This is a genomic window from Tenacibaculum sp. MAR_2009_124 (assembly GCF_900105455.1).
GTDB lineage: Bacteria > Bacteroidota > Bacteroidia > Flavobacteriales > Flavobacteriaceae > Polaribacter.
The window spans coordinates 44,070-70,867 of the sequence record NZ_FNSF01000001.1; the positions used below are offsets into that span (position 1 = coordinate 44,070).

General features: G+C 35.1%; 1 protein-coding gene (only partly in view). It reads left to right on the forward strand.

Every position in this 26,798-nt window falls within one protein-coding gene, locus BLW23_RS00140, for a non-ribosomal peptide synthetase (protein WP_093667233.1), read on the forward strand. The gene is 51,462 nt long; 12,806 of those nucleotides lie to the left of the window and 11,858 to its right, leaving coding positions 12,807–39,604 in view (codon 4,269, partial, through codon 13,202, partial); the first complete codon in view begins at position 2. Both codon boundaries (start and stop) fall beyond the window edges.

The window sequence follows — 26,798 nt, forward strand, 5'->3', positions numbered from 1 at the left end:
TATTGATGAAGTCGTTTCAAAAGTAGGAGATATTTCGAATATCCAAGATATGTATCCGTTGTCACCATTGCAGGAAGGGATGTATTTCCATTATTTAATGAGTGATAAAGAGCATGGTGATCCATATGTATTACCGAGTTTATATTCATTCCCAAGTAAGGAAAAGAGAGCTTTATTCATAGAGGCGCTTCAGTTTGTCGTAAACCGTCATGATGTACTCAGAACATGTGTTATCAGTGAAGGCTTACCACAGGCCGTTCAAGTGGTACTTAAAAATGTATCATTAGAAGTTGAAAAGTTAGATTTAGAGATATCAGAACTGGAGTCTTTAACAGCTCCTGGAAAGCAATGGATGGATCTTTCTAAAGCACCATTATTAGAGTTGAAATCAGCTGATGATATTGCAGGTAACAATTACTATCTGATTATCAATCGACATCACTTAGTTTTTGACCATGTAGGCTTAGAAATTGTTGTTAATGAAGTGTATGCATATTTATCAGGAAAAGAAGCAGGTTTACAGAAGTCTGCATTATACCGTGATTTTATTGGACATACGTTACATCAACAATCCATTAATGATAATAAATCATATTTCAAAAAACTTTTAAAAGGAATTGATGAGCCAAGCTATCCTTTTGGTTTATCAGATATTCTAGGAACAGGAGAAGAAACCAAAGAATCTCATACTATTCTGTCAGAGAAATTAAGTCTAGCTATTCGAGAGGTAAGTGTCGATTTAGGAATGAGTCCTGCGGTGTTATTTCATGCAGCTTATGGATTGGTTGTAGGAAAATGTAGTAATACAGACTATGCGTTATTTGGAACTTTATTTTCAGGACGTTTACAAGGAGCCTCAGGAGCGGCGGAGTCATTAGGATTATTCATTAACACCTTAGCTTTCTTAGCAGATCTTAAAGGAAATGTATCTGAGTATGTACAAGAAGTTAAACGAAAGTTACAAGACTTGTTGCCATATGAGCAAACTCCACTATCAAGCATTCAATCTTGGAGTGATATTTCTAACGAGATTCCTTTCTTTAGCGCTTTACTAAATTACCGTCATTCATCATTAGAAACAGAAAAAAATGATGAGAATACTGCTGATTTAGGAATAGAGATTCTCAGTGATCATGAGCGAACGAATTATCCATTTACCTTAAATATTGATGATTATGGAAAAGAGTTTAAATTAACAGCTCAGATTGATGGCAGTATTGATACAGATCGTGTACTGGCTTTTATGGAAGAAGCTTTGGTACAACTTGTAGAAGGTTTACAAGCAGAAGAGGCGATACCAGTTGCGGCTTTATCAATTTTAGAAAAAGAAGAAGAGCAGTTATTATTGGAGATTTTCAATGCTACTGATGCTGACTATTCATTAGATACAACCATATTAGATCTTTTTTCAGATCAGGTGAAGCAATCACCGAAACAAGTAGCTGTTGTTTATAAAGGAGAAGAATTAAGTTATAAAGAACTCGATCAACGTTCGAATCAAGTAGCAAGTTATTTGCAGGTTCAAGGAGTTCAACCAGATGGATTGGTAGGAATTTGTATGACACGTAGCTTGGAGATGATCGTAGGAATTTTAGGAGTTTTAAAATCAGGCGGAGCCTACGTTCCAATAGATCCGAACTATCCAAAAGAGCGTGTCGAATATATCATAGAAGATACTGGAATAACATTAATATTAAGTAATGCAGCAAGTCAAGAGATTTTAGAAGGCCAAGAAGGGGTAACAAACATTGTGTTAGATACGGATTGGGATCAGATTTCAGGGTATTCAACAAGAAAATTAAGCTATCAATCAATCTCACAAGAGAATCTGGCGTATGTAATTTACACTTCAGGAAGTACAGGAAAACCAAAAGGAGTCCTTATTGAACATGGAAATATGTTCAATTTGGTAAACTGGGCAACGGCAAACTTCAAGGATTCATTGGATTTAGGAATGCTGGCAAGTACTTCCATCAACTTTGATTTATCGATTTTTGAAATATTTACTTCACTAGCCTCAGGAGCGAAGATTGAATTAGTCGATAACTTATTATCATTAGTAGAAGATTCAAAAGTTTCTGTATCACTGATCAATACGGTACCAAGTGTTTTACAAGGAGTCTTAGAGTCAGGAAAATTACCAGAAGCGGTAAAAACAATCAACCTAGCAGGTGAGCCATTATTACCAAGTTTGGTCGATCGTATTTACAACGAAAGTTCGGTAGAGTCTATTTATGATTTATACGGACCATCAGAAGCTACGACTTATAGCACCTTTATCAAAAGAGAAATCAACGGAGCTCAAACTATTGGACGTCCGATTACCAATACTCAGATTTATATTTTAAGTGAATCGAGTGAACTTTTACCAGTGGGCGTTGTAGGAGAATTATGTGTAGGAGGAAAAGGAGTGGCGAGAGGATATTTAAACCGAGAAGAATTAACGAATGAAAAATTCATTACGAATCCATTTAAGGAAGGTGAGAGAATTTACAAGACAGGTGATTTAGCCTGCTGGCTCTCTGATGGAACGTTAGAATATGTAGGAAGAAAGGATTCTCAAGTAAAAGTTCGTGGATATAGAATAGAATTAGGAGAGGTTGAAACAGCTTTAGCAGCCATAACCAATATTCAAAACAGTTGTGTACTAGCAAAAGCAGATGTCACAGGAAGTAAGCGATTGGTAGGATATGTTGTTGTAGATGGAGAGTTCGATAAAGAAAACGTTCAAGCCGAGTTAAAGGAGAGCTTACCAGAATACATGGTCCCATCTTTATGGGTTGAGTTAGAAGAAATGCCATTAACTGCTAGTGGAAAGTTAGATAGAAAATCCCTGCCAGAACTAGATGGATCACTCTTATCAACCAAAGCATATGTAGCTCCAAGAACAGTAGTAGAAGAACAAATCGCTGAGATTTGGCAAGAGTTGTTAGGAGTAGAAAAAGTTGGTGTATATGACAACTTCTTTGAATTAGGAGGTCATAGTTTACTCGTTGTTCAATTAATATCACGTTTACAAAAACTTGATTTATACATAGAGGTAAAAGATATTTTTGCCAATGCAACCATTGCAGAAATCGCAGAAAAATTATCAACGGACACACCAACATACCAAGTGCCTGAAAATGGAATTACCCCAGAGGTGGAGCATATTGTTCCAGCGATGGTTCCGTTATTGGATTTCAATCAAGAAGATATTGACACAGTCGTATCGAAAGTTTCTGGCGGTGTTTCGAATATTCAAGATATCTATCCATTATCACCATTACAAGAAGGAATTCATTTTCATTATTTAATGAGTAATAAGGAAGAAGGAGATACTTATATATTATCTAATCTAGTATCCTTTAAAGACAAAGAAAAGCGCTCTTTGTTTATTGAAGCCCTTCAGTTTGTAGTAGACAGACATGATGTACTGAGAACTTGTGTTGTGAGTAAAGGTTTGCCAAAAGCAGTTCAAGTAGTACAACGAGAAGCTCAATTATCGATAGAGGAGTTGGTCTTTGAAAAAACAACAGATGTTTTATCTGAATTGGAACGATTAACCAGTCCAGGGAATCAATGGATGGATATTTCAAATGCCCCATTACTACAAATAAAATCGGCGAATGATGATGAGAATGAAATTTATTATTTAGTTATCAATCAGCATCACTTGGTATTAGATCATCTAGGTTTAGAAAGAGTGATTTTTGAGATAGAACAATACTTATTCGGTAATAAAGAAAGTCTTCCTATTCCAGTATTGTATCGTGATTTTATAGGGCATAATTTACACTCGCAGATAACAAATAATGATGAAATTTATTTCAAAGGTTTATTAGGAGATGTTGAAGAACCTACGTATCCGTTTGACTTAACGAATGTTTTAGGAAATGGTAGTGATATAGAGGAATTAGAAATTAGATTACCAAAAGAACTAAGCCAAAAAATTCGAAGCGTTAGTGTCGAGTTAGGAATGAGTCCAGCAGTATTATTTCATGCTGCTTATGGAATTGTTGTCGGAAGAAGTAGTAATAAAGGGTATGCTATTTTTGGTTCACTATTTTCGGGACGTTTACAAGGAGCGGTTGGAGCAGCAGAATCTTTAGGATTATTCATAAATACTTTACCATTTTTCGTAAAACTAGAAGGTAACATTATAGAGTATATTCAAAAGATTAAACAAGGATTAAATGAATTATTACCTTATGAACAAACTCCATTGTCTAGTATTCAGAATTGGAGTGATATTTCCAACGAAGTTCCATTATTCAGTGCTCTATTAAATTACCGTCATTCAATAGACCCAAGTAATGCAGAAGCTACGTCACTTGAGAATGACTTAGGAATAACTCTTATTAATGGTCATGAAAGAACAAATTACCCACTTACTCTGAATGTTGATGATTATGGAGTTGATTTTGGGTTAACAGTGCAAATCGAAAAACATATTAATGCAAGGCGCATTATAGATTATATAGAAGAGACCCTAGAACAATTACTAGAAGGATTGACTTCTGAAGGAGCTATTGAAGTTAGTAGTGCAGCAATCTTACCAAAAGAGGAGTTAGCATTATTAGATACATTCAACAACACTCATGCTGAGTATCCATTAGATAAAACACTGGTTGATTTATTTGCGGAACAAGTAATTAAATCACCAGAAGCAATAGCTGTTGTTTTTGAAGATGAGGCATTAACATTTACTGAGTTAGACGAGCGTTCAAATCAGTTAGGACATTATCTGCGTGAGCAAGGAGTTACCCCAGATACTTTGGTAGGTATTTGTATTGAGCGAAGCATTGAAATGCTAGTAAGTATTTTAGGAATCTTAAAATCGGGAGGAGCGTATGTGCCAATTGATCCAGAATATCCAGAAGATCGTATTGAGTATATGGTATCGGATGCTGAGATCAAATTGGTATTAACGAGTGCAAAAGTTGAATCAGAAGTATTAGGAGATCGAGACGATATTACTGCAGTTGCATTAGACAATCAATGGGAAACTATTGGAAGTTATTCAATAGATGCTTTAACTCCAGTAGTATCTCCAGAGAATTTGGCCTATGTAATTTATACTTCAGGAAGTACAGGAAAGCCAAAAGGAGTAATGAATCAGCACAATGGTATTGTAAATCGTTTGTTATGGACGCAATCAGAATACCAATTGACTTCAGAGGATACTATTTTACAAAAAACAACTTTCAGTTTCGATGTATCGGTATGGGAATTATTATGGGGAACTATTAGTGGATCGAAACTAGTATTTGCAAAACCAGAAGGACATAAAGATGCACGTTACTTAAAAGATATTATAGAAGAGCACAAAATCACAACAATGCACTTTGTACCATCGATGTTGAGAGTGTTCTTAGAAGAAATAGCCTCAGGAGATTGTGATTCTTTACGTCGTGTAATTTGTAGTGGAGAAGCCTTACAGGTAGATCATGTAGCTTTATTCAATGAGAAATTCACAGGAGTAGCATTACACAATTTATATGGACCCACGGAAGCAGCGATTGATGTTAGTTATTGGCCAGTTCCATTAAACAAAGAAATTAGTAATGTATTAATTGGACGTCCAGTAGCCAATACAAGTTTATATGTACTGGATAATTCAATGAACTTAGCACCGATTGGAGTTGCAGGAGAATTATGTATTGGAGGAGTTCAGGTAGCTAGAGGCTATTTAAACAAAGAAGAATTAACCAATGAGAAATTCATTCCGAATCCATTTAAAGAAGGAGATAGAATTTATAAGACAGGAGATTTAGCCCGTTGGTTACCTGATGGAACGATAGAATATATTGGAAGAAAAGATAATCAAGTAAAGATCCGTGGATACAGAATTGAATTAGGAGAGATAGAAAACACATTATCATCATTAGAGAGCATCAGTCAATGTTGTGTGCTAGCAAAAGACGATAGTATAGGAAGCAAGCGCTTAGTAGCCTATGTAGTTCCAAGCGGAGAATTCGATAAAGAAAATATTCAAAACGAATTAAAAGAGATTCTTCCAGAGTATATGGTACCTGGATTATGGGTTGAGTTGGAAGCAATGCCATTGACAGTGAATGGTAAATTAGATAGAAAAGCGTTACCAGAACCAGACGGATCATTATTATCAACCAAAGAATATGTTGCTCCAAGAAATGAGATGGAATCTCAAATGGTGAGCATTTGGCAAGAAGTATTGGGGCTAGAAAAGGTAGGAGTTTATGATAACTTCTTTGAATTAGGAGGACATAGTTTACTGGTTGTTCAGTTAATCTCACGTTTACAAAAGATAGATTTCAATATCGCGGTAAAAGATGTTTTCTCAAATCCAACGATTGCATCGATGAGTGATAGCGCTTCATCATTATCATTAATGTATCAAGTTCCAGCGAATGGAGTAACAGAAGATATAGATCACATTGTTCCAGCAATGGTTCCTTTATTGGATTTTGATCAAGAAGATATTGATGCAGTAGTTTCAAAAGTTGAAGGAGGGGTATCGAATATTCAAGATATCTATCCATTATCACCATTACAAGAAGGAATTTATTTCCATCACTTAATGAGTGATAAAGAACAGGGAGATCCATATGTTTTGTCTCATTTACTGTCTTTTGAAAATGAAGAGAAGCGCAAATCTTTTATAGAAGCCTTACAATTTGTAGTGAATCGTCACGATGTATTGAGAACATGTTTTGTAAGTGAAGGTTTACCCAAAACGATTCAAGTAGTACAAAGAGAAGTTAAGTTATCGATAGAAGAGCTAACCTATGAAAATACTACAGCTGTTGAATCTCAATTAGAGGAATTAACCGCTCCGGGAAGTCAATGGGTAGACACTTCTATTGCTCCATTATTACAATTAAAATCGGTAAATGATCTAGAAAGTGGTACTTGTTATTTGGTATTAAATCAGCACCATTTGATATTAGATCACGTTGGAATGGAGAAGATTGTAGCAGAGATTGAAGTTTACCTTTCAGGAGAAGTAGCAACACTTTTAGAACCAGTATTATATAGAGATTTTATAGGCCATACCTTACATTCACAAACCACAAACGATAGTGAATCATATTTCAAAGATTTATTAGATAATATCGAAGATCCTACGTATCCATTTGGTTTATCAGATATCAAAGGAGATGGAGGAGATATCCAAGAATTTAGTAAACTCTTGAATAAAGAGCTAAGTAAGGAAATCCGAAATATATGTACAAAGAACGGAATGAGTCCAGCGACTTTATTCCATGCAGCTTATGGACTCGTAGTTGGAAAATGTAGTAATTCAGAGTATGCGTTATTTGGTTCGTTATTTTCAGGACGTTTGCAAGGAGCTTCAAATTCAGCAGACTCACTAGGGTTATTCATTAATACTTTACCATTTTTAACTGAGTTAAACGCAAGTATTTCAGACTATGTCATTGAAGTTAAAAATAGATTAAATGAGCTTTTATCTTACGAACAAAGCCCATTAGCTGACATTCAAGGATGGAGTGAAATTTCGAATGATGTTCCTTTGTTCAGTGCTTTATTAAACTACCGTCATTCTTTTGAAGCATCAAATAAAGAAGGCCTTACCACAAGTTTAGGAATTACAAAAATAGAAAGTCAAGAGCGAACGAATTATCCATTTACTTTAAGTGTTGATGATTATGGAGTAGATTTCGGATTAACCGCTCAAATAGATGGGAGTGTTGATGTAAATCGAGTTATTGATTATATGCAAGAAGCCTTGGAACAATTAGTACAAGGTTTAAATTCAGAGGAAACGATTGAAGTTCGTAATGCAGTCATCTTATCAAAAGAAGAAGAGGAGTTATTGTTAGAGACTTTCAACAATACTGAAGCAGAGTATCCATTAGATCAAACTATTTTAAATCTGTTTTCAGATCAGGTAAAGCAATCACCAAAGCAAGTTGCCGTTGTTTATAAAGGAGAAGCATTAAGTTATAAAGAATTAGATCAACGCTCGAACCAAGTAGCTCGATATTTACAAACTCAAGGAGTTCAAGCAGATGGATTGGTAGGAATTTGTATGACGCGTAGTTTGGAGATGATTGTAGGAATTTTAGGAGTTTTAAAATCAGGCGGAGCTTATGTTCCAATCGATCCTAATTACCCAAAAGAGCGTGTCGAATATATCATAGAAGATACAGGAATTGAATTATTATTAAGTAATGCTTCAAGTCAAGATGCTTTAGAAGACAAAGAAGGTTTTACAAGCATTGCTTTAGATACAGATTGGAATCAGATTTCAGAGTATTCAACAAGAAAATTAAGCTATCAATCAATCTCACAAGAGAATCTGGCGTATGTAATTTATACTTCAGGAAGTACAGGAAAACCAAAAGGAGTACTTATTGAACATGGTAATATGTTCAATTTAGTGAATTGGGCAACGGCAAACTTCAAGGATTCATTGGATTTAGGAATGCTAGCGAGTACTTCCATCAACTTTGATTTATCGATTTTTGAGATCTTTACTTCACTAGCCTCAGGAGCAAAGATTGAATTAGTTGATAATTTATTATCATTAGTAGAAGATTCAGAAGTTTCTGTATCACTGATTAATACGGTACCAAGTGTTTTACAAGGAGTCTTAGAATCAGGAAAATTACCAGAAACGGTAAAAACAATCAACCTAGCAGGAGAGCCGTTATTACCAAGTTTGGTCGATCGTATTTATGAAGAAAGTTCGGTAGAGTCTATTTATGATTTATATGGACCATCAGAGGCTACGACTTATAGTACCTTTATCAAAAGAGAAATCAACGGAGTTCAAACCATTGGACGTCCGATAGCCAATACTCAGATATATATTTTAAGTGAATCGAGTGAACTCCTACCAGTAGGTGTTGTAGGAGAATTATGTGTAGGAGGAAAAGGAGTAGCGAGAGGATATTTAAACCGAGAAGAATTAACGAATGAAAAATTCATTACAAATCCATTTAAGGAAGGAGAAAGAATTTACAAGACAGGCGATTTAGCACGCTGGCTCTCTGATGGAACGTTAGAATATGTAGGAAGAAAGGATTCACAAGTAAAGGTTCGTGGATACAGAATAGAATTAGGAGAGATTGAAACAGCTTTAGCAGCCATAACCAATATTCAAAACAGCTGTGTACTAGCCAAAGCAGATGTTACAGGAAGTAAACGATTGGTAGGATATGTAGTTGTAGATGGAGAGTTCGATAAAGAAAAAGTTCAAGCTGAATTAAAGAAGAGTCTACCGGAATATATGGTTCCATCTTTATGGGTTGAACTCGAAGAAATGCCATTAACGGCAAGTGGTAAATTAGACAGAAAAGCGTTACCAGAACTAGATGGATCATTATTATCAACTACAGCATATGTAGCACCAAGAAATGAGTTGGAATCTCAAATAGCTAGAATTTGGCAAGATTTATTAGGTGTTGAGAAAGCAGGGGTTTATGATAACTTCTTTGAATTAGGAGGGCATAGTTTATTAATTGTTCAATTAATATCACGTTTACAAAAGCTTGATTTATACATTGAGGTAAAAGATATTTTTGCCAATGCAACCATTGCTCAAATAGCAGAGAAATTAACATCAGATACAGAAAGATATCAAGTTCCAGCCAATGGAATTACAGTGGATACAAAGACGATCACACCAGCAATGGTCCCATTGTTAGATTTTGCACAGGAAGATATTGATACCATCGTTTCGAAGATTTCAGGCGGTGTTTCAAATATTGAAGACATCTATCCATTATCACCACTACAAGAAGGAATCTATTTCCATTATTTAATGAGTGATAAAGAGCAAGGAGATACCTATGTACTATCAAACTTACTGTCTTTTAAAGACAAAGAGAAACGAGCTTTATTTATCGAGGCTTTACAATTTGTGGTAAACAGACATGATGTACTCAGAACTTGTGTAGTAAGTGAAGGTTTACCGAGTGCAGTTCAAGTAGTACAGCGAGAAGCAGCATTATCAGTAGAGGAATTAATTTTCGATGCAAAAACAGACGTTTTAACTGAATTAGAAGAGTTAACCGCTCCAGGAAATCAATGGATGGATGTATCGAAAGCTCCATTATTACAATTAAAATCGGCAGATGATAAGGAGCATGATCGTTACTATTTGATTGTCAATCAGCATCACTTGGTACTGGATCATATTGGTTTAGAAAAAGTTGTTGAGGAGGTTCAATTATATCTATTAGGACATGAGGAAAATCTTCCAACACCAGTATTGTATCGAGACTTTATTGGACATACATTACATGCGCAAGCAACCAACGATAGTGAGACTTATTTCCAAGGGGTATTAGGTGATATTGAAGAACCAACCTATCCATTTAATTTATCAGACACCAAGGTGAATGCCAATGCCATTAAAGTGGCAAATGTACTTTTACCAGATACATTGAATAAAGAACTTAGAGAAGTTAGCATCGAATTAGGAATGAGTCCAGCGGTATTATTCCATGCGGCTTATGGATTGGTAATCGGAAAGTGCAGTAACTCAGAATACGCTTTATTCGGATCACTATTCTCAGGACGTTTACAAGGGGCGTTGAACTCAGCGGATTCTCTAGGAATGTTTATCAATACCTTACCTTTTTATGTTTCTTTAGAATATACTACACAGGAATATATTCGCCAGGTAAAAGGACGCTTACAAGACCTATTACCTTATGAGCAAACTCCATTGTCAAACATCCAAGGTTGGAGTGGTATCTCTACGGAGGTTTCTTTGTTTAGTGCCTTATTAAATTATCGCCACTCTCATTCAGCAGTAGAAGAGACTGAAGCAGGAGAAACGATTGATTTAGGAGTGGAGGTTCTAGGAGGAGATGAGCGTACGAACTATCCATTTACATTAAACGTTGATGATTATGGATCTATTTTCGAACTTACAGCACTTATAGATGAACAGGTTTCTGCAGATAAGGTATTGTCTTATATGCAAGAAGCCTTAACGAGTTTATTACAAGGATTAAAAGTAGAGCGAAAAGAATCAGTTGCAAGCTTAGCTATTTTATCTGAAGAAGATAGTACAGAGATATTAGATGTTTTCAATGCTACTGAATTAACGTATCCATCAGAGAAGTCGGTAGTAGAACTATTTGAAGTACAAGCTGAAAAAACACCAAAAGCAGCAGCAATTTCATTTGAAGAAACTACATTAACGTATGAGGAACTAGATAAACGTTCAAATCAACTAGCACATTATTTACAAGCACAAGGAGTAGAGACCGATGCATTTGTAGGAATCTGTATGGATCGTAGTTTGGAATTACTTATTTCGATATTAGGAGTCTTAAAATCAGGCGGTGCTTATGTACCAATCGATCCGAGTTATCCAGAAGATCGAATTGAGTATATGTTAAGCGATGCAACGATTAATTTGGTGTTGACAAGCGAGTCAAACAAAGAAATTCTCACAGATAAAAAAGGCATCTCAGTTATTGCGGTAGATCAAGACTGGAATGAACTAATTGCAACCTATTCAGAAAACAGTTTAAATACAACTATTTCATCAAATGATTTAGCGTATGTGATCTACACTTCAGGAAGTACAGGACAGCCAAAAGGAGTTCAAATCGAACATAAAAACATTGTTAGTTTAAGTACGAGCTGTGATTATGTAGAGCTGAATTCAGATACGGTTTGGTTATCAACAGGATCGATTTCTTTCGATGCAACCACAATTGAATATTGGGGAACCTTACTTAATGGAGGAGAACTTGTTTTAACAACCAAAGACACTTTATTAGATACCGCAAGCTTTAAAGCATTATTACAAGAGAAAGAGGTAACTACATTATGGATGACTGCTTCATGGTTCCATGGGGTAGTAGAGGAAGATACGAGTGTTTTTGCTTCATTAAAACATTTACTAGTTGGAGGAGATGTAGTTCTATTCAACTATACCAATAAAATAAAAGAGTTATATCCAGATGTAACGATCATCAATGGATATGGACCGACAGAGAACACGACGTTCTCAACCACGTACACTATTGAAATCACCGAAGAAAATCTTCCAATTGGTAAGCCAATAAAGAACAGAGTGGCTTATATCGTTGATTCAGTAATGAACTTAGTTCCTGTAGGAGTAGAAGGGGAATTAGTTGTAGGAGGAGCAGGAGTTGCTAGAGGGTACTTAAACAATGAAGAACTCACCCAAGAGAAATTCATTTCAAGTCCATTTAAAGAAGGAGAAAAACTTTACAAAACAGGAGATTTAGCGAAATGGTTACCTGATGGTAATATTGAATTCGCAGGAAGAAAAGATGCTCAGGTTAAGATTCGAGGATATAGAATTGAGCTAGGGGAGATAGAAAACGCGTTATCCAATTTAATCTCTATCAGTCAATGTTGTGTATTAGCAAAAGAAACTGTTGGTGGTACCAAATACTTGGTAGGATATGTTGTTTCGGAAGGTGAATTTGATAAAGAAATAATTCAACAAGAATTAAAACAACATTTACCAGATTATATGATTCCATCGATTTGGGAGGAAATGGAAGAGATGCCATTGACGAGCAATGGTAAATTAGACAGAAGATCTTTACCAGAGCCAGATAGTTCAGATTTATCAAGCAAAGACTATGTCGCTCCAAGAAATGAAACAGAAGAACAATTAGTAAACATCTGGCAAGAATTGTTAGGTGTAGAACAAGTAGGGATTTATGATGATTTCTTTGAATTGGGAGGACATAGTTTACTCGTTGTTCAATTAATCTCCAGAGTACAAAAGATAGGATTGAATATCTCAGTAAAAGATATTTTCTCAGAACCTACCATTGCAGGGATTAGTCAAAATGTATCCTCATCAGAGTTGATGTATCAAGTTCCAGCTAATGGAATAACGGAAGGTATCGATAGTATCACACCAGAGATGGTTCCTTTATTAGATTTTGCCCAAGAGGATATTGATACGGTTGTATCGAAAGCCCCAGGAGGGATATCGAACATTGAGGATATGTATCCATTATCACCCTTACAGGATGGAATCTATTTCCATTATTTAATGAGTGATCAGGATCATGGAGATCCATATGTTTTACCAAGTTTATACTCATTCCCAAGTAAGGAAAAGAGAGCTTTATTCATAGAGGCGCTTCAGTTTGTCGTAAATCGTCATGATGTACTCAGAACCTGTGTTATCAGTGAAGGCTTACCACAGGCGGTTCAGATAGTTCTTAGAGAAGCTGTATTGGAGGTAGAGGAGTTAGATGTAGCTTTACCAGAATTAGAATTATTAGCTGAACCAGGTAAGCAACGAATGGATGTTTCAAAAGCACCTTTATTACAATTAAAATCAGCCGATGATAAAGAGAATAATAACTACTATCTAATCATCAATCAACATCATTTAATTTTAGATCATGTTGGATTAGAGAAAATTGTAGCAGAAATCACTGCTTATTTATCAAACAAAACAGAGAATCTTCCAACACCAGTTTTATATAGAGACTTTATCGGTCATACACTTCATGCGCAAGCAACCAATGATAGTGAAGCCTATTTTACCAATTTATTTGAAGGAATAGAGACACCTACCTATCCATTTGGATTATCAGATATTCAAGGAACAGGAAGTGATATTAAAGAATTACAAACTGTTTTACCAGAGGAGTTAAGTGAGGCTATTCGAAAGATAAGTACTGGATTAGGAATGAGTCCGGCAGTAGTATTCCATGCAGCCTATGGACTGGTTGTAGGAAAATGTAGTAATAGTGATTATGCACTATTTGGAACTTTATTCTCAGGACGTTTACAAGGAGCTTCAGGAGCAGCAGATTCGTTGGGGTTATTTATTAATACCTTAGGTTTCTTAGTAGAATTAAATGGAAGTGTTGCTGATTATATTAAACAGGTTAAAGAACGATTAGGAGACTTGTTACCCTATGAGCAAACGCCACTTTCAAACATTCAGAATTGGAGTGAGATTTCTAACGAGGTTCCATTGTTTAGTGCCTTGTTAAATTATCGTCACTCATCAATACTAACAGAAGAAGAGGTTGATCAGGATACAGTTAATTTAGGAATAGAGATTGTCAGTGATCATGAGCGTACGAACTATCCGTTTTCATTAAATGTTGATGATTATGGAAAGGAATTCAAATTAACGGCTCAGATTGATGGCAGTATTGATACCAAGCGTGTACTTGCTTTTATGGAAGAAGCTTTGGTACAACTTGTAGAAGGATTACACGCAGAAGAAGCGGTGCCAGTTGCGAGTTTAGGTATTTTACCTGAAGAAGATAGTACAGAGATATTAGAGGTTTTCAATGCTACGGAATTAGCATATCCATCAGAGAAGTCAGTAGTAGAACTATTTGAAGCACAAGCTGAAAAAACACCAAACAGAGCAGCGATTTCATTTGAAGGAACTACATTAACGTATGAGGAACTAGATAAACGTTCAAATCAATTAGCACATTATTTACAAGCGCAAGGAGTAGAGACGGATACGTTTGTAGGAATCTGTATGGATCGTAGTTTGGAGCTACTTATTTCGATTTTAGGAGTGTTAAAATCAGGCGGTGCTTATGTACCAATCGATCCAAGTTATCCAGAAGATCGAATTGAGTATATGTTAAGCGATGCAACGATTAATTTGGTATTGACAAGCGAAGCGAATACTGAAGTATTAAAAGATAGAGATAATGTATCAATCATTTCTTTAGACAAGCAGTGGAATGAACTAATTGCAACCTATTCAGGAAACAGTTTAAATACAACTATTTCATCAAATGATTTAGCCTATGTGATCTATACCTCAGGAAGTACAGGACAACCAAAAGGAGTTCAAATCGAACACAAAAACATTGTTAGTTTAAGTACGAGCTGTGATTATGTAACACTAAATTCAGATACGGTTTGGTTATCAACAGGATCGATTTCCTTTGATGCAACCACAATTGAATATTGGGGAACCTTACTTAATGGAGGAGAACTTGTTTTAACAACCAAAGACACTTTATTAGATACCACAAGCTTTAAAGCATTATTACAAGAGAAAGAGGTAACTACATTATGGATGACTGCTTCATGGTTCCATGGAGTAGTAGAGGAAGATACGAGTGTTTTTGCTTCATTAAAACATTTACTAGTTGGAGGAGATGTAGTTCTGTTCAACTATACCAATAAAATAAAAGAGTTATATCCAGATGTAACGATCATCAATGGATATGGACCGACAGAGAACACGACGTTCTCAACCACGTATACTATTGAAATCACCGAAGAAAATCTTCCAATCGGTAAGCCAATAAAGAACAGAGTTGCTTATATCGTTGATTCAGCAATGAACTTAGTTCCTGTAGGAGTAGAAGGAGAATTAGTTGTAGGAGGAGCAGGAGTTGCTAGAGGATACTTAAACAATGAAGAACTCACCCAAGAGAAATTCATTTCAAGTCCATTTAAAGAAGGCGAAAGACTTTATAAAACAGGAGACTTAGTAAAATGGCTTTCTGATGGGAACATTGAATTTGTAGGAAGAAAAGATGCTCAGGTTAAGATTCGAGGATATAGAATAGAATTAGGAGAGATAGAAAATAGTTTATCAAACTTAAGTTCAATTAGTCAATGTTGTGTGCTTGCAAAAGAAGCAGCAAACGGCACTAAACGTTTGGTAGGATATATAGTTTCAGAGGAAACTTTTGACAAAGAAGCAATCCAAACAGAATTAAAAGAGCATTTACCAGATTATATGATTCCATCGATTTGGGTGGAAATGGAAGAGATGCCATTGACGAGCAATGGTAAATTAGACAGAAGATCTTTACCAGAGCCAGATAGTTCAGATTTATCAAGCAAAGAGTATGTCGCTCCAAGAAATGAAACAGAAGAACAATTAGTAACCATCTGGCAAGAATTGTTAGGTGTAGAACAAGTAGGAGTTTACGATGATTTCTTTGAGTTAGGAGGACATAGTTTACTCGTTGTTCAATTAATCTCAAGAGTACAAAAGATAGGATTGAATATCACAGTAAAAGATATTTTCTCGGAACCTACCATTGCAGGGATTAGTCAAAATGTATCCTCATCAGAGTTGATGTACCAAGTTCCATCTAATGGAATAACAGAAGGTATAGAGACTATCACACCAGAGATGGTTCCTTTATTAGATTTTGCCCAAGAAGATATTGATACAGTTGTATCGAAAGCCCCAGGAGGGATATCGAACATTGAGGATATGTATCCATTATCACCCTTACAAGATGGAATCTATTTCCATTATTTAATGAGTGATCAGGATCATGGAGATCCATATGTTTTACCAAATTTATTCTCATTCCCAAGTAAGGAAAAGAGGGCTTTATTTATAGAGGCACTTCAGTTTGTCGTAAATCGTCATGATGTTTTAAGAACCTGTGTTATCAGTGAAGGCTTACCACAGGCCGTTCAGATAGTTCTTAGAGAAGCTATATTGGAAGTAGAGGAGTTAGATGTAGCCTTATCAGAATTAGAATTATTAGCTGAACCAGGTAAGCAACGAATGGATGTTTCAAAAGGACCCCTATTACAATTAAAATCAGCAGATGATAAGGTTTCTGATAAATATTACTTAGTTATCAATCAACATCACCTCGTTTTAGATCATGTTGGACTAGAAATGATTATTAATGAAGTGGATGCTTATTTACTAGGAAAAACATCGAGCCTTCCAACACCAGTTCTTTATAGAGATTTTATTGGTCATACACTTCATACGCAGGCAACGAACGATAGTGAAGCTTATTTTACCAGTTTATTTGAAGGAGTTGACACACCTACCTATCCATTTGGATTATCAGATATTCAAGGAACAGGAAGTGATATTAAGGAGTTGGAAGCTGTTTTACCAGAGGAGTTAAGTGAGGCTATTCGAAAGATAAGTATTGAATTAGGAATGAGTCCGGCAGTAGTATTCCATGCAGCCTATGGACTGGTTGTAGGAAAATGTAGTAATAGTGATTATGCACTATTTGGAACTTTATTCTCAGGACGTTTACAAGGAGCTTCAGGAGCAGCAGATTCGTTGGGGTTATTTATTAATACCTTAGGTTTCTTAGTAGAATTAAATGGAAGTGTTGCTGATTATATTAAACAGGTTAAAGAGCGATTAGGAGACTTGTTACCCTATGAGCAAACGCCACTTTCAAACATTCAGAATTGGAGTGAGATTTCTAACGAGGTTCCATTGTTTAGTGCCTTATTAAATTATCGTCACTCTTCAGTTGGAACAGTAGTAGAAGAGATCGATGAAAGTGCTATCAGTTTAGGAATAGAAATTGTTAGTGGTCATGAGCGCACAAATTACCCATTTTCATTGAATGTTGATGATTATGGAAAGGATTTTAAATTAACGGCTCAGATTGATGGTAGTGTTGATACACAACGCGTATTAGCTTTTATGGAAGAAGCTTTGGTACAACTTGTAGAAGGATTACAATCAGAAGAAATAGTACCAGTTGCAGCCTTATCAATTTTAGCAAAAGAAGAGAAAGTACAATTATTAGAGACTTTCAACAACACTCATGCAGAGTATCCATTAGATAAAACATTGGTTGATTTATTTGCAGAACAAGTAATTAAATCACCAGAAGCAATTGCTGTTGTTTTTGAAGGTGAAGCATTAACCTTTGCTGAGTTAGACGAGCGTTCAAATCAGTTAGGACATTATCTGCGTGAGCAAGGAGTTATCCCAGATACTTTGGTCGGTATTTGTATTGAGCGAAGCATTGAAATGCTGGTTAGCATTTTAGGAATCTTGAAATCGGGAGGAGCGTATGTGCCAATCGATCCAGAATATCCAGAAGATCGTATTGAGTATATGTTATCGGATGCTGAGATCAAATTGGTATTAACGAGCGCAAAAGTTGATTCAGAAGTATTAGGAGATCGAGACGATATTACTACAGTTGCGTTAGACAATCAATGGGAAACTGTAGCAAGTTATTCAATAGATGCTTTAACTCCAGTAGTATCTCCAGAGAATTTGGCCTATGTAATTTATACTTCAGGAAGTACAGGAAAGCCAAAAGGAGTAATGAATCAGCACAATGGTATTGTAAATCGTTTGTTATGGACGCAATCAGAATACCAATTGACTTCAGAGGATACTATTTTACAAAAAACAACTTTCAGTTTCGATGTATCGGTATGGGAATTATTATGGGGGACTATTAGTGGATCGAAATTAGTATTTGCAAAACCAGAAGGACATAAAGATGCACGTTACTTAAAAGATATTATAGAAGAGCACAAAATCACAACAATGCACTTTGTACCATCGATGTTGAGAGTGTTCTTAGAAGAAATAGCCTCAGGAGATTGTGATTCTTTACGTCGTGTAATTTGTAGTGGAGAAGCCTTACAGGTAGATCATGTAGCTTTATTCAATGAGAAATTCACAGGAGTAGCATTACACAATTTATATGGACCCACGGAAGCAGCGATTGATGTAAGTTATTGGCCAGTTCCATTAAACAAAGAAATTAGTAGTGTATTAATTGGACGTCCAGTAGCCAATACAAGTTTATATGTACTGGATGATTCAATGAACTTAGCACCGATTGGAGTTGCAGGAGAATTATGTATTGGAGGAGTTCAGGTAGCTAGAGGCTATTTAAACAAAGAAGAATTAACCAATGAGAAATTCATTCCGAATCCATTTAAAGAAGGAGATAGAATTTATAAGACAGGAGATTTAGCCCGTTGGTTACCTGATGGAACGATAGAATATATTGGAAGAAAAGATAATCAAGTAAAGATCCGTGGATACAGAATTGAATTAGGAGAGATAGAAAATACATTATCATCATTAGAGAGCATCAGTCAATGTTGTGTGCTAGCAAAAGACGATAGTATAGGAAGCAAGCGCTTAGTAGCCTATGTAGTTCCAAGCGGAGAATTTGATAAAGAAAATATTCAAAACGAATTAAAAGAGATTCTTCCAGAGTATATGGTACCTGGATTATGGGTTGAGTTGGAAGCAATGCCATTGACAGTGAATGGTAAATTAGATAGAAAAGCGTTGCCAGAACCAGACGGCTCATTATTATCAACCAAAGAATATGTTGCTCCAAGAAACGTAAAGGAAGCACAAATAGCTACTATTTGGCAAGATGTATTAGGGCTAGAAAAGATTGGTGTTCATGATAATTTCTTTGAATTAGGAGGGCATAGTTTACTTGTTGTTCAGTTAATCTCACGTTTACAAAAACTGAATTATCATATTGAAGTTAAAGATATTTTTTCTAATCCAACTATTGCAGAAATTGCAGAAAAAGTATCCTCAGGAGCTGCAGTATATCAAGTTCCAGCAAATGGAATTATTCCAGAAGTGGATCATATCATTCCAGCAATGGTTCCTTTATTAGGTTTTGCTCAAGAAGATATTGATGCAGTAGTTTCAAAAGTTGAAGGAGGCGTATCGAATATTGAAGATATCTATCCATTATCACCATTACAAGAAGGAATGTATTTTCACTATTTAATGAGTAATAAGGAGCAAGGAGATCCATATATTTTATCTAACCTATTATCTTTTGAAGATTCAGAAAAACGCGATTCTTTTATAGAAGCTTTACAGTTTGTAGTGAATCGTCATGATGTATTGAGAACATGTTTTGTAAGTGAAGGTTTACCAAAAGCGGTTCAAGTTGTTCAAAAGGAAGCAGAATTATCCATTGAAGAGTTAAAGTTTGAAAAAACAACAGATGTTTTATTAGAATTAAAGACTTTAACTGCTCCTGGAAATCAATGGATGGATGTCGCAAAACCTCCATTATTAAAACTAAAATCTGCTGATGATTTAGAAAATAATGGATGTTATTTGATTATTAATCAACACCATTTAGTATTAGATCATATTGGTTTAGAAAAAGTGATTGTTGAAATAGAACACTATTTATCAGGAAATAAAGAAAATTTACCAGTTCCTGTTTTATATAGAGATTTTATTGGGCATACTTTGCACTCTCAAGCCACAAACAATAGTGAATCGTATTTCAGAAATTTATTTGAGAATATCGAAGAGCCAACCTACCCATTTGAATTGTCAGATGTTCAAGGAGATGGAAGTAATGTGGAAGAATATGGGGCTTTATTAACGAAAAATTTAAGTGAAGAAATACGAAGTGTTAGTCATGAGTTAAGAATGAGTCCAGCCGTATTATTCCATGCAGCTTATGGTATTGTAATTGGAAGATGCAGTAATCGCGATTATGCGATTTTTGGGTCATTGTTCTCTGGACGTTTACAAGGAGCATCAAACTCTGCTGATTCATTAGGTTTGTTTATTAATACTTTACCATTTTTAACCGAGTTAAACGGAAATGTTACAGACTACATTGATAGCGTTAAAATTAGATTAAATGAGTTTTTATCCTATGAACAAAGTGCTTTAGCTGATATTCAAAGCTGGAGTGGAATTTCTAACGATGTACCATTATTTAGCGCTTTATTAAACTATCGACATTCTACAGGAACTTCAGATGAAGAAAGAAATACGCTAAATTTAGGAATTACAGCTATTGAAGGTCATGAAAGAACGAATTATCCGTTTACTTTAAGTATCGATGATTATGGAAATGACTTCAAAATAGATGCTCAGGTTAGTGGGAGTATTGCTCCAAACCGTATAGTTGATTTCATGCAAGAAGCTCTAATCGAACTATTAGAAGGTTTAAAATCTGAAAAATCAATTGGTAGTATAGCTATTTTACCGAAAGACGAAGAACTCAAATTATTAGAAATATCAGATAATGCTTCAACAGCATTTCCTTCAGACAAAACAATAATTGATTTATTTCAAGAGCAGGTAAGAAGTAATCCAAATGCCATTGCATTAATTTATGAAGGAAAAGAATTAAGTTATAAAGATTTAGATTCTAGGTCTAATCAGTTAGCTCATTATCTAAGAGAGCAAGGAGTTCAACCAGATACTTTAGTTGGTATTTGTTTAGAACGAGGTTTTGATATGATTGTTGGTATTCTAGGGGTTTTAAAATCTGGTGGAGCTTATGTTCCAGTGGATCCAGGCTATCCAGAAGATCGAATTGAGTATACACTATCGGATGCAGGAATTAAGTTGGTTGTAAGTGATGAATCTAGTAAGGAAGTTTTAAACAATAAAACTGAGCTTAATATAATTTCTTTAGATGGAGATTGGAATATGATTTCAACATTTTCATCGGAAGAATTAAGCAAGGTTGTTTCACCAACTAATTTAGCTTATGTAATTTATACTTCAGGGAGTACTGGAAAACCAAAAGGAGTTTTAATAGAGCATTTAAATGTTGTTCGTTTATTCAAGAATGATGAATGTTTGTTTGATTTCAACTCTAATGACGTTTGGACTTTATTCCACTCTTTCTGTTTTGATTTCTCAGTTTGGGAAATGTATGGAGCCTTATTATTTGGTGGTCGTTTGGTAATTGTTCCGAAGGCGATAACAAAAGATACGATAGCTTTCAGTAATTTATTAGTAAAAGAGGGAGTTACAGTATTAAATCAAACACCAAGTTCTTTTTATACGCTGCAAGAACAATACGTATCAATAGCCAACGAAAGCACAATTCGCTATGTTGTTTTTGGAGGAGAAGCTTTGAATCCAAGTTATTTAGCAAGATGGAAGAAGCTATATTCTAACACTAAGCTTATCAACATGTACGGTATTACAGAAACTACGGTTCATGTTACCTACAAAGAAATTACCGAAGCTGATGTTAACAATTCTGTTAGTACTATTGGTGCTGCCATTCCGACACTAAGTTGTTATATCGTAGATGATAATTTAAACTTGGTTCCACAAGGAGTTATAGGAGAATTATGTGTTGGAGGTAGTGGAGTTTCCAGAGGTTATTTGAATAGAGAAGCTTTAACAAACGAGCGATTTGTTCCCAATCCATTTAGTAATGATACCAATTCCCGTTTGTATAAATCAGGAGATTTAGGTCGTTGGTCCTCAGATGGAACAATTGAATATATCGGAAGGAAAGATGCACAAGTTAAGATTCGCGGATATCGTATTGAATTAGGAGAAATAGAATCAATATTATCAAAAGTAGCAGGCATTCAGAGTAGCTGTGTTTTAGCTAAAGAAGATGGTACAGGAAACAAACGTTTAATCGGATATATAGTTAAAGATAAGGTTTTAAATAAAGAGCTAATCCAATCGGAATTAAAAAGGAGTTTACCAGAGTATATGGTACCTCAAATATGGATTGAATTAGAAGAAATGCCATTAACATCAAATGGTAAATTAGATAAAAAGTCACTTCCTGAACCAGATGGATCGTTATTATCAACTAAAGAATATGTTGCTCCACGAAATTTAAAAGAAGCACAAATAACTACTATTTGGCAAGAAGTATTGAGTATAGAAAAGGTTGGTGTTTATGATAATTTCTTTGAGTTAGGAGGACATAGTTTATTGGTTGTTCAATTGATATCTCGTTTACAAAAACTGAATTATCATATTGAAGTTAAAGATATTTTCTCTAGTCCAACAATAGCTGAAATTGCAGAAAAAGTATCATCTGAAGTTTCAGTATACGAAGTTCCAGCTAATGGAATTACTGAGGATACAGATCGCATTGTTCCAGAGATGGTTCCATTATTAGATTTTGATCAAGAAGATATAGATAAAGTTGTGTCAAAAGTTCCTGGAGGTGTTTCGAACATTGAAGACATATATCCTTTGGCTCCATTGCAGGAAGGAATTTATTTCCATTATTTAATGAGCAATGAAGAAGAAGGAGACCCTTATATTTTACCAAATTTATTGTCTTTTGAAAGCGAAGAGAAACGTAATTCTTTTATAGAAGCTTTAGAGTTTGTGGTAAATAGACATGATGTATTACGAACTAGCTTTTTAAGTGAAGGTTTACCAAAAACTGTTCAAGTAGTTCAAAGGAAAGTACATTTGTCTATAGAACATCTCACCTTTCATTCTTCTCAGGATATAGCGTCAGAATTAGAAATATTAGGTTCACCAGGAAATCAGTGGATGGATATTTCTGAAGCACCATTATTAAGATTAAAATCTATAAATGATGTTGAGAATAATGTATACTATTTATTGATTAATCAACACCATATGGTATTGGATCATATTGGGTTGAAAAAAGTAATTCTAGAAATAGAGCAATATTTATCAGGAAATGCAGCAAATCTTTCTGCTCCTGCTCTATATAGAAATTTCATAGCACATACGTTACATCAGCAATCGTCAAATGATAGTGAAGCTTACTTTGGAAAATTATTAGGTTCTATAGAAGAGCCAACGTATCCATTTAATCTATCAGATGTTCAAGGAGATGGAAGTGGAATTAAGGAACATAGTATGCTTTTAACTGGCAAGTTAAGCGACAAAATCCGTAATGTTAGTCTTAGCTTAGGTGTAAGTCCTGCCGTTCTATTTCATGCAGCTTATGGTGTTGTAATTGCAAGATGTAGTAATTCAGACTATGCAATATTTGGTTCGTTATTCTCAGGCCGTTTACAAGGAGCAGCTAATTCTGCAGACTCATTAGGTTTATTCATTAATACCTTACCATTTTTCACCGAGTTAAAAGGGAGTGTTTCAGAATATGTAACCGAAGTTAAAAATAGATTGAATGAACTTTTATCTTATGAACAAAGTTCTTTATCAAATATTCAAAGTTGGAGTGGAATATCCAATGATGTACCATTATTCAGTACTTTATTAAACTACCGTAACTCTTCAGAATCATCAAGTGAAGAAGAACTCAATGAAAATTTAGGAGTTACCATAGTTGGTGGTGAGGGACGCACAAATTATCCATTCTCTATAGATGTAGATGATTACGGTGATCACTTCGGTTTAATAGCTCAAATCGATACTCGTATTGATGGAGATCGAGTACTTATTTATATGTACGAAGCTTTAGTGAGTCTAGTAAAAGGATTAAAATCCGAAGAAGAAGTATCAGTATCAGAGTTAAATATTTTATCATCTGAAGAAAAAGATCAGTTACTAGGAGCTTTTAATTCTAACTTATTAGAATTACCAGAAAATCAAACTATTCTTAATCTTTTCGAAGATCAGGTTGCAAAGAACCCAACCAATGTAGCTGTTGTTTATGAAAACAAATTAATTACATATAAAGAATTAGATGAGCAGTCGAACCAATTAGCTCGTTATATTGATCGTATCTATCAAGGTTCTAGTAACTTAGTGGGGATTTGTTTGTCAAAAGGAATTGATATGATTATCAGTACGTTAGCCGTATTGAAATCAGGAAGAGCTTATGTACCGATTGATACAAGTTACCCATCTGATCGTATTGCCTATATTATTGAAGATGCAGGGTTAAACCTTTTAATCACTAGTAAATTAGATAGTGAATTATTGAAATCTTTTGGAAGTGTTCAAAAAATCATTGTAGATGCGGAAGCAATCGTAATAGCTGAGGAGCCTACAAATACATTGGATACTGTTGTCGGTATCGATGACTTGGCCTATATAATTTATACTTCGGGAACTACTGGGAAACCGAAAGGGGTTGCCGTCAAACATTTGGGGGTTTATAATGTCGCTTTAAGTTGGAAAACTTCTTTTGAGATTGATGAAGATACTCGCTTATTACAATTAGCTAGTTTTGCTTTTGATGTTTTCGTAGGAGATTTTTGTAAATCACTATTATTTGGAGGTCAGATGATTATCTGCCCAGAAGATCTTCGTTTAGATATAGCAGCACTTTACAACTTAATAGCAGCACATAAAGTTAATATTTTTGAAACAACGCCATCGCTAGGTGTCCCATTAATGGATTATATCTATGAGCAAGACTTAGATGTTTCTTGGTTAAAACAAGTTGTTTTAGGATCGGATATTTTCCATGTACACGATTTCAGGCGTTTATATGAAAGATTTGGAAGTACCCTTAGATTAGTGAACAGTTATGGGGTTACTGAGGCAACTATTGATAGTTCATACTATGAAGTTGAAGATATCGATAGTTTATCGGATTCAGTAGCAGTCCCCATTGGAAAGCCATTGCATAATATGAGTTTTTATATTATGGACGCTTCTAAAAACTTAGCCCCTATTGGCGTTGCAGGAGAGCTTTATATTGGGGGAGTAGGATTAGCAAAGGCTTATTTAAATAAAGAAGAGCTAACCAAAGAGAAGTTTGTTCCGAATCCATTTGAAGAAGGAACTCTATTATACCGCACAGGAGATTTAGCTCGCTGGTTGTCTGATGGGAATATGGATTTCATAGGAAGAGGTGATAGTCAGGTTAAAATTCGCGGTTATCGTATTGAATTAGGAGAAGTAGAGACCGTACTTTTCGACGTACCAGCCATTGAGAGTTGTTGTGTATTGGCAAAAGCAGATATAACAGGTACGAAGCGTTTAGTAGGTTATGTAGTTTCAAAAGAAGGATTTGATAAGGAAGCTACTGAAGCATTCTTAAAAGATCGACTTCCAGAATATATGGTACCTACATTATGGGTTGAATTAGATAAGATACCATTAACAGCCAACGGTAAATTGGATAAGAAGGCCTTACCAGAACCGGATGGATCGTTATTATCTACAGCAGCTTATGTAGCACCAAGAAATGAAAAGGAAGCAGAAATAGCTATTATTTGGAAAAAGTTATTAGGCATTGAGAAAGTAGGGGTTTATGATAATTTCTTCGAATTAGGAGGTCATAGTTTATTGGTGGTTCAGTTAATTTCTCAACTACAGAAAAACGATTTACATATTTCAGTAAAAGATATTTTCTCAAACCCAACAATAGCTGGTATTGGTGAAAGTTTATCATCATCGTCAATATATGAAGTTCCAGCAAATGGAATTAAAGAAGATACAAATCGTATTGTTCCATCAATGGTTCCTTTACTGGATTTTGAACAGGAAGACTTGGATAAGATTGTTGATAGTGTAGAAGGAGGAGTTTCAAATATTCAAGATGTTTATCCATTATCGCCATTACAAGAAGGAATGTATTTCCATTATTTAATGAGTAGCAAGGAACAAGGCGATCCTTATGCAGTACCTTGTTTATTATCATTTACGGAAGAAAATAAGCGCGATTCTTTTATAGAAGCTTTACAGTTTGTAGTGAATCGACATGACGTATTACGTACAAAGGTTTTAAGTGAAGGATTACCTAAACCAGTACAAGTTGTACAAAGACAAGCCATACTTAACATAGAAAATTTAGAGTTTGATGAAAATCAAAATGTTTTATCTGAATTACAAGAACTAATAGTACCAGGAAATCAATGGATGGACGTTGCTAAAGCTCCGTTATTGGGATTACAAAAGGCAGATGATTCACGAAATAATGCTTATTATTTAATTTTATTGGAGCATCACTTAATCATGGATAATATCGGGATGGAGATGCTTATTTCTGAGATCTTGACATACTTGTCAGGAAAAGGTGCTAGTCTCACGGAACCTTCATCGTATCGAGAGTTTATAGGCCATACACTTTATCAACAAGCTACGAATGATAGTGAGTCTTACTTTACGAATTTATTAGAAAGTATTGATACTCCAACGTATCCATTTGATTTATCGAATACTCAAGTAACAGGAGAATCAATAAAAGAATCGATAGTTACCTTACCGCAGGAACTAAGCAAGGAGATTCGTACTATATGTACAAAGAAAGGAATGAGTCCAGCAACCTTGTTCCATGCGGCTTATGGATTGGTAATTGGAAAATGTAGTAATTCTGAGTATGCTTTATTTGGATCTCTATTCTCAGGACGTTTACAAGGTTCATCAGGGGCTGCAGATTCGTTAGGGTTATTTATAAATACCTTACCGTTTTATGTAGACTTAGAAGGAAGTATTGAAG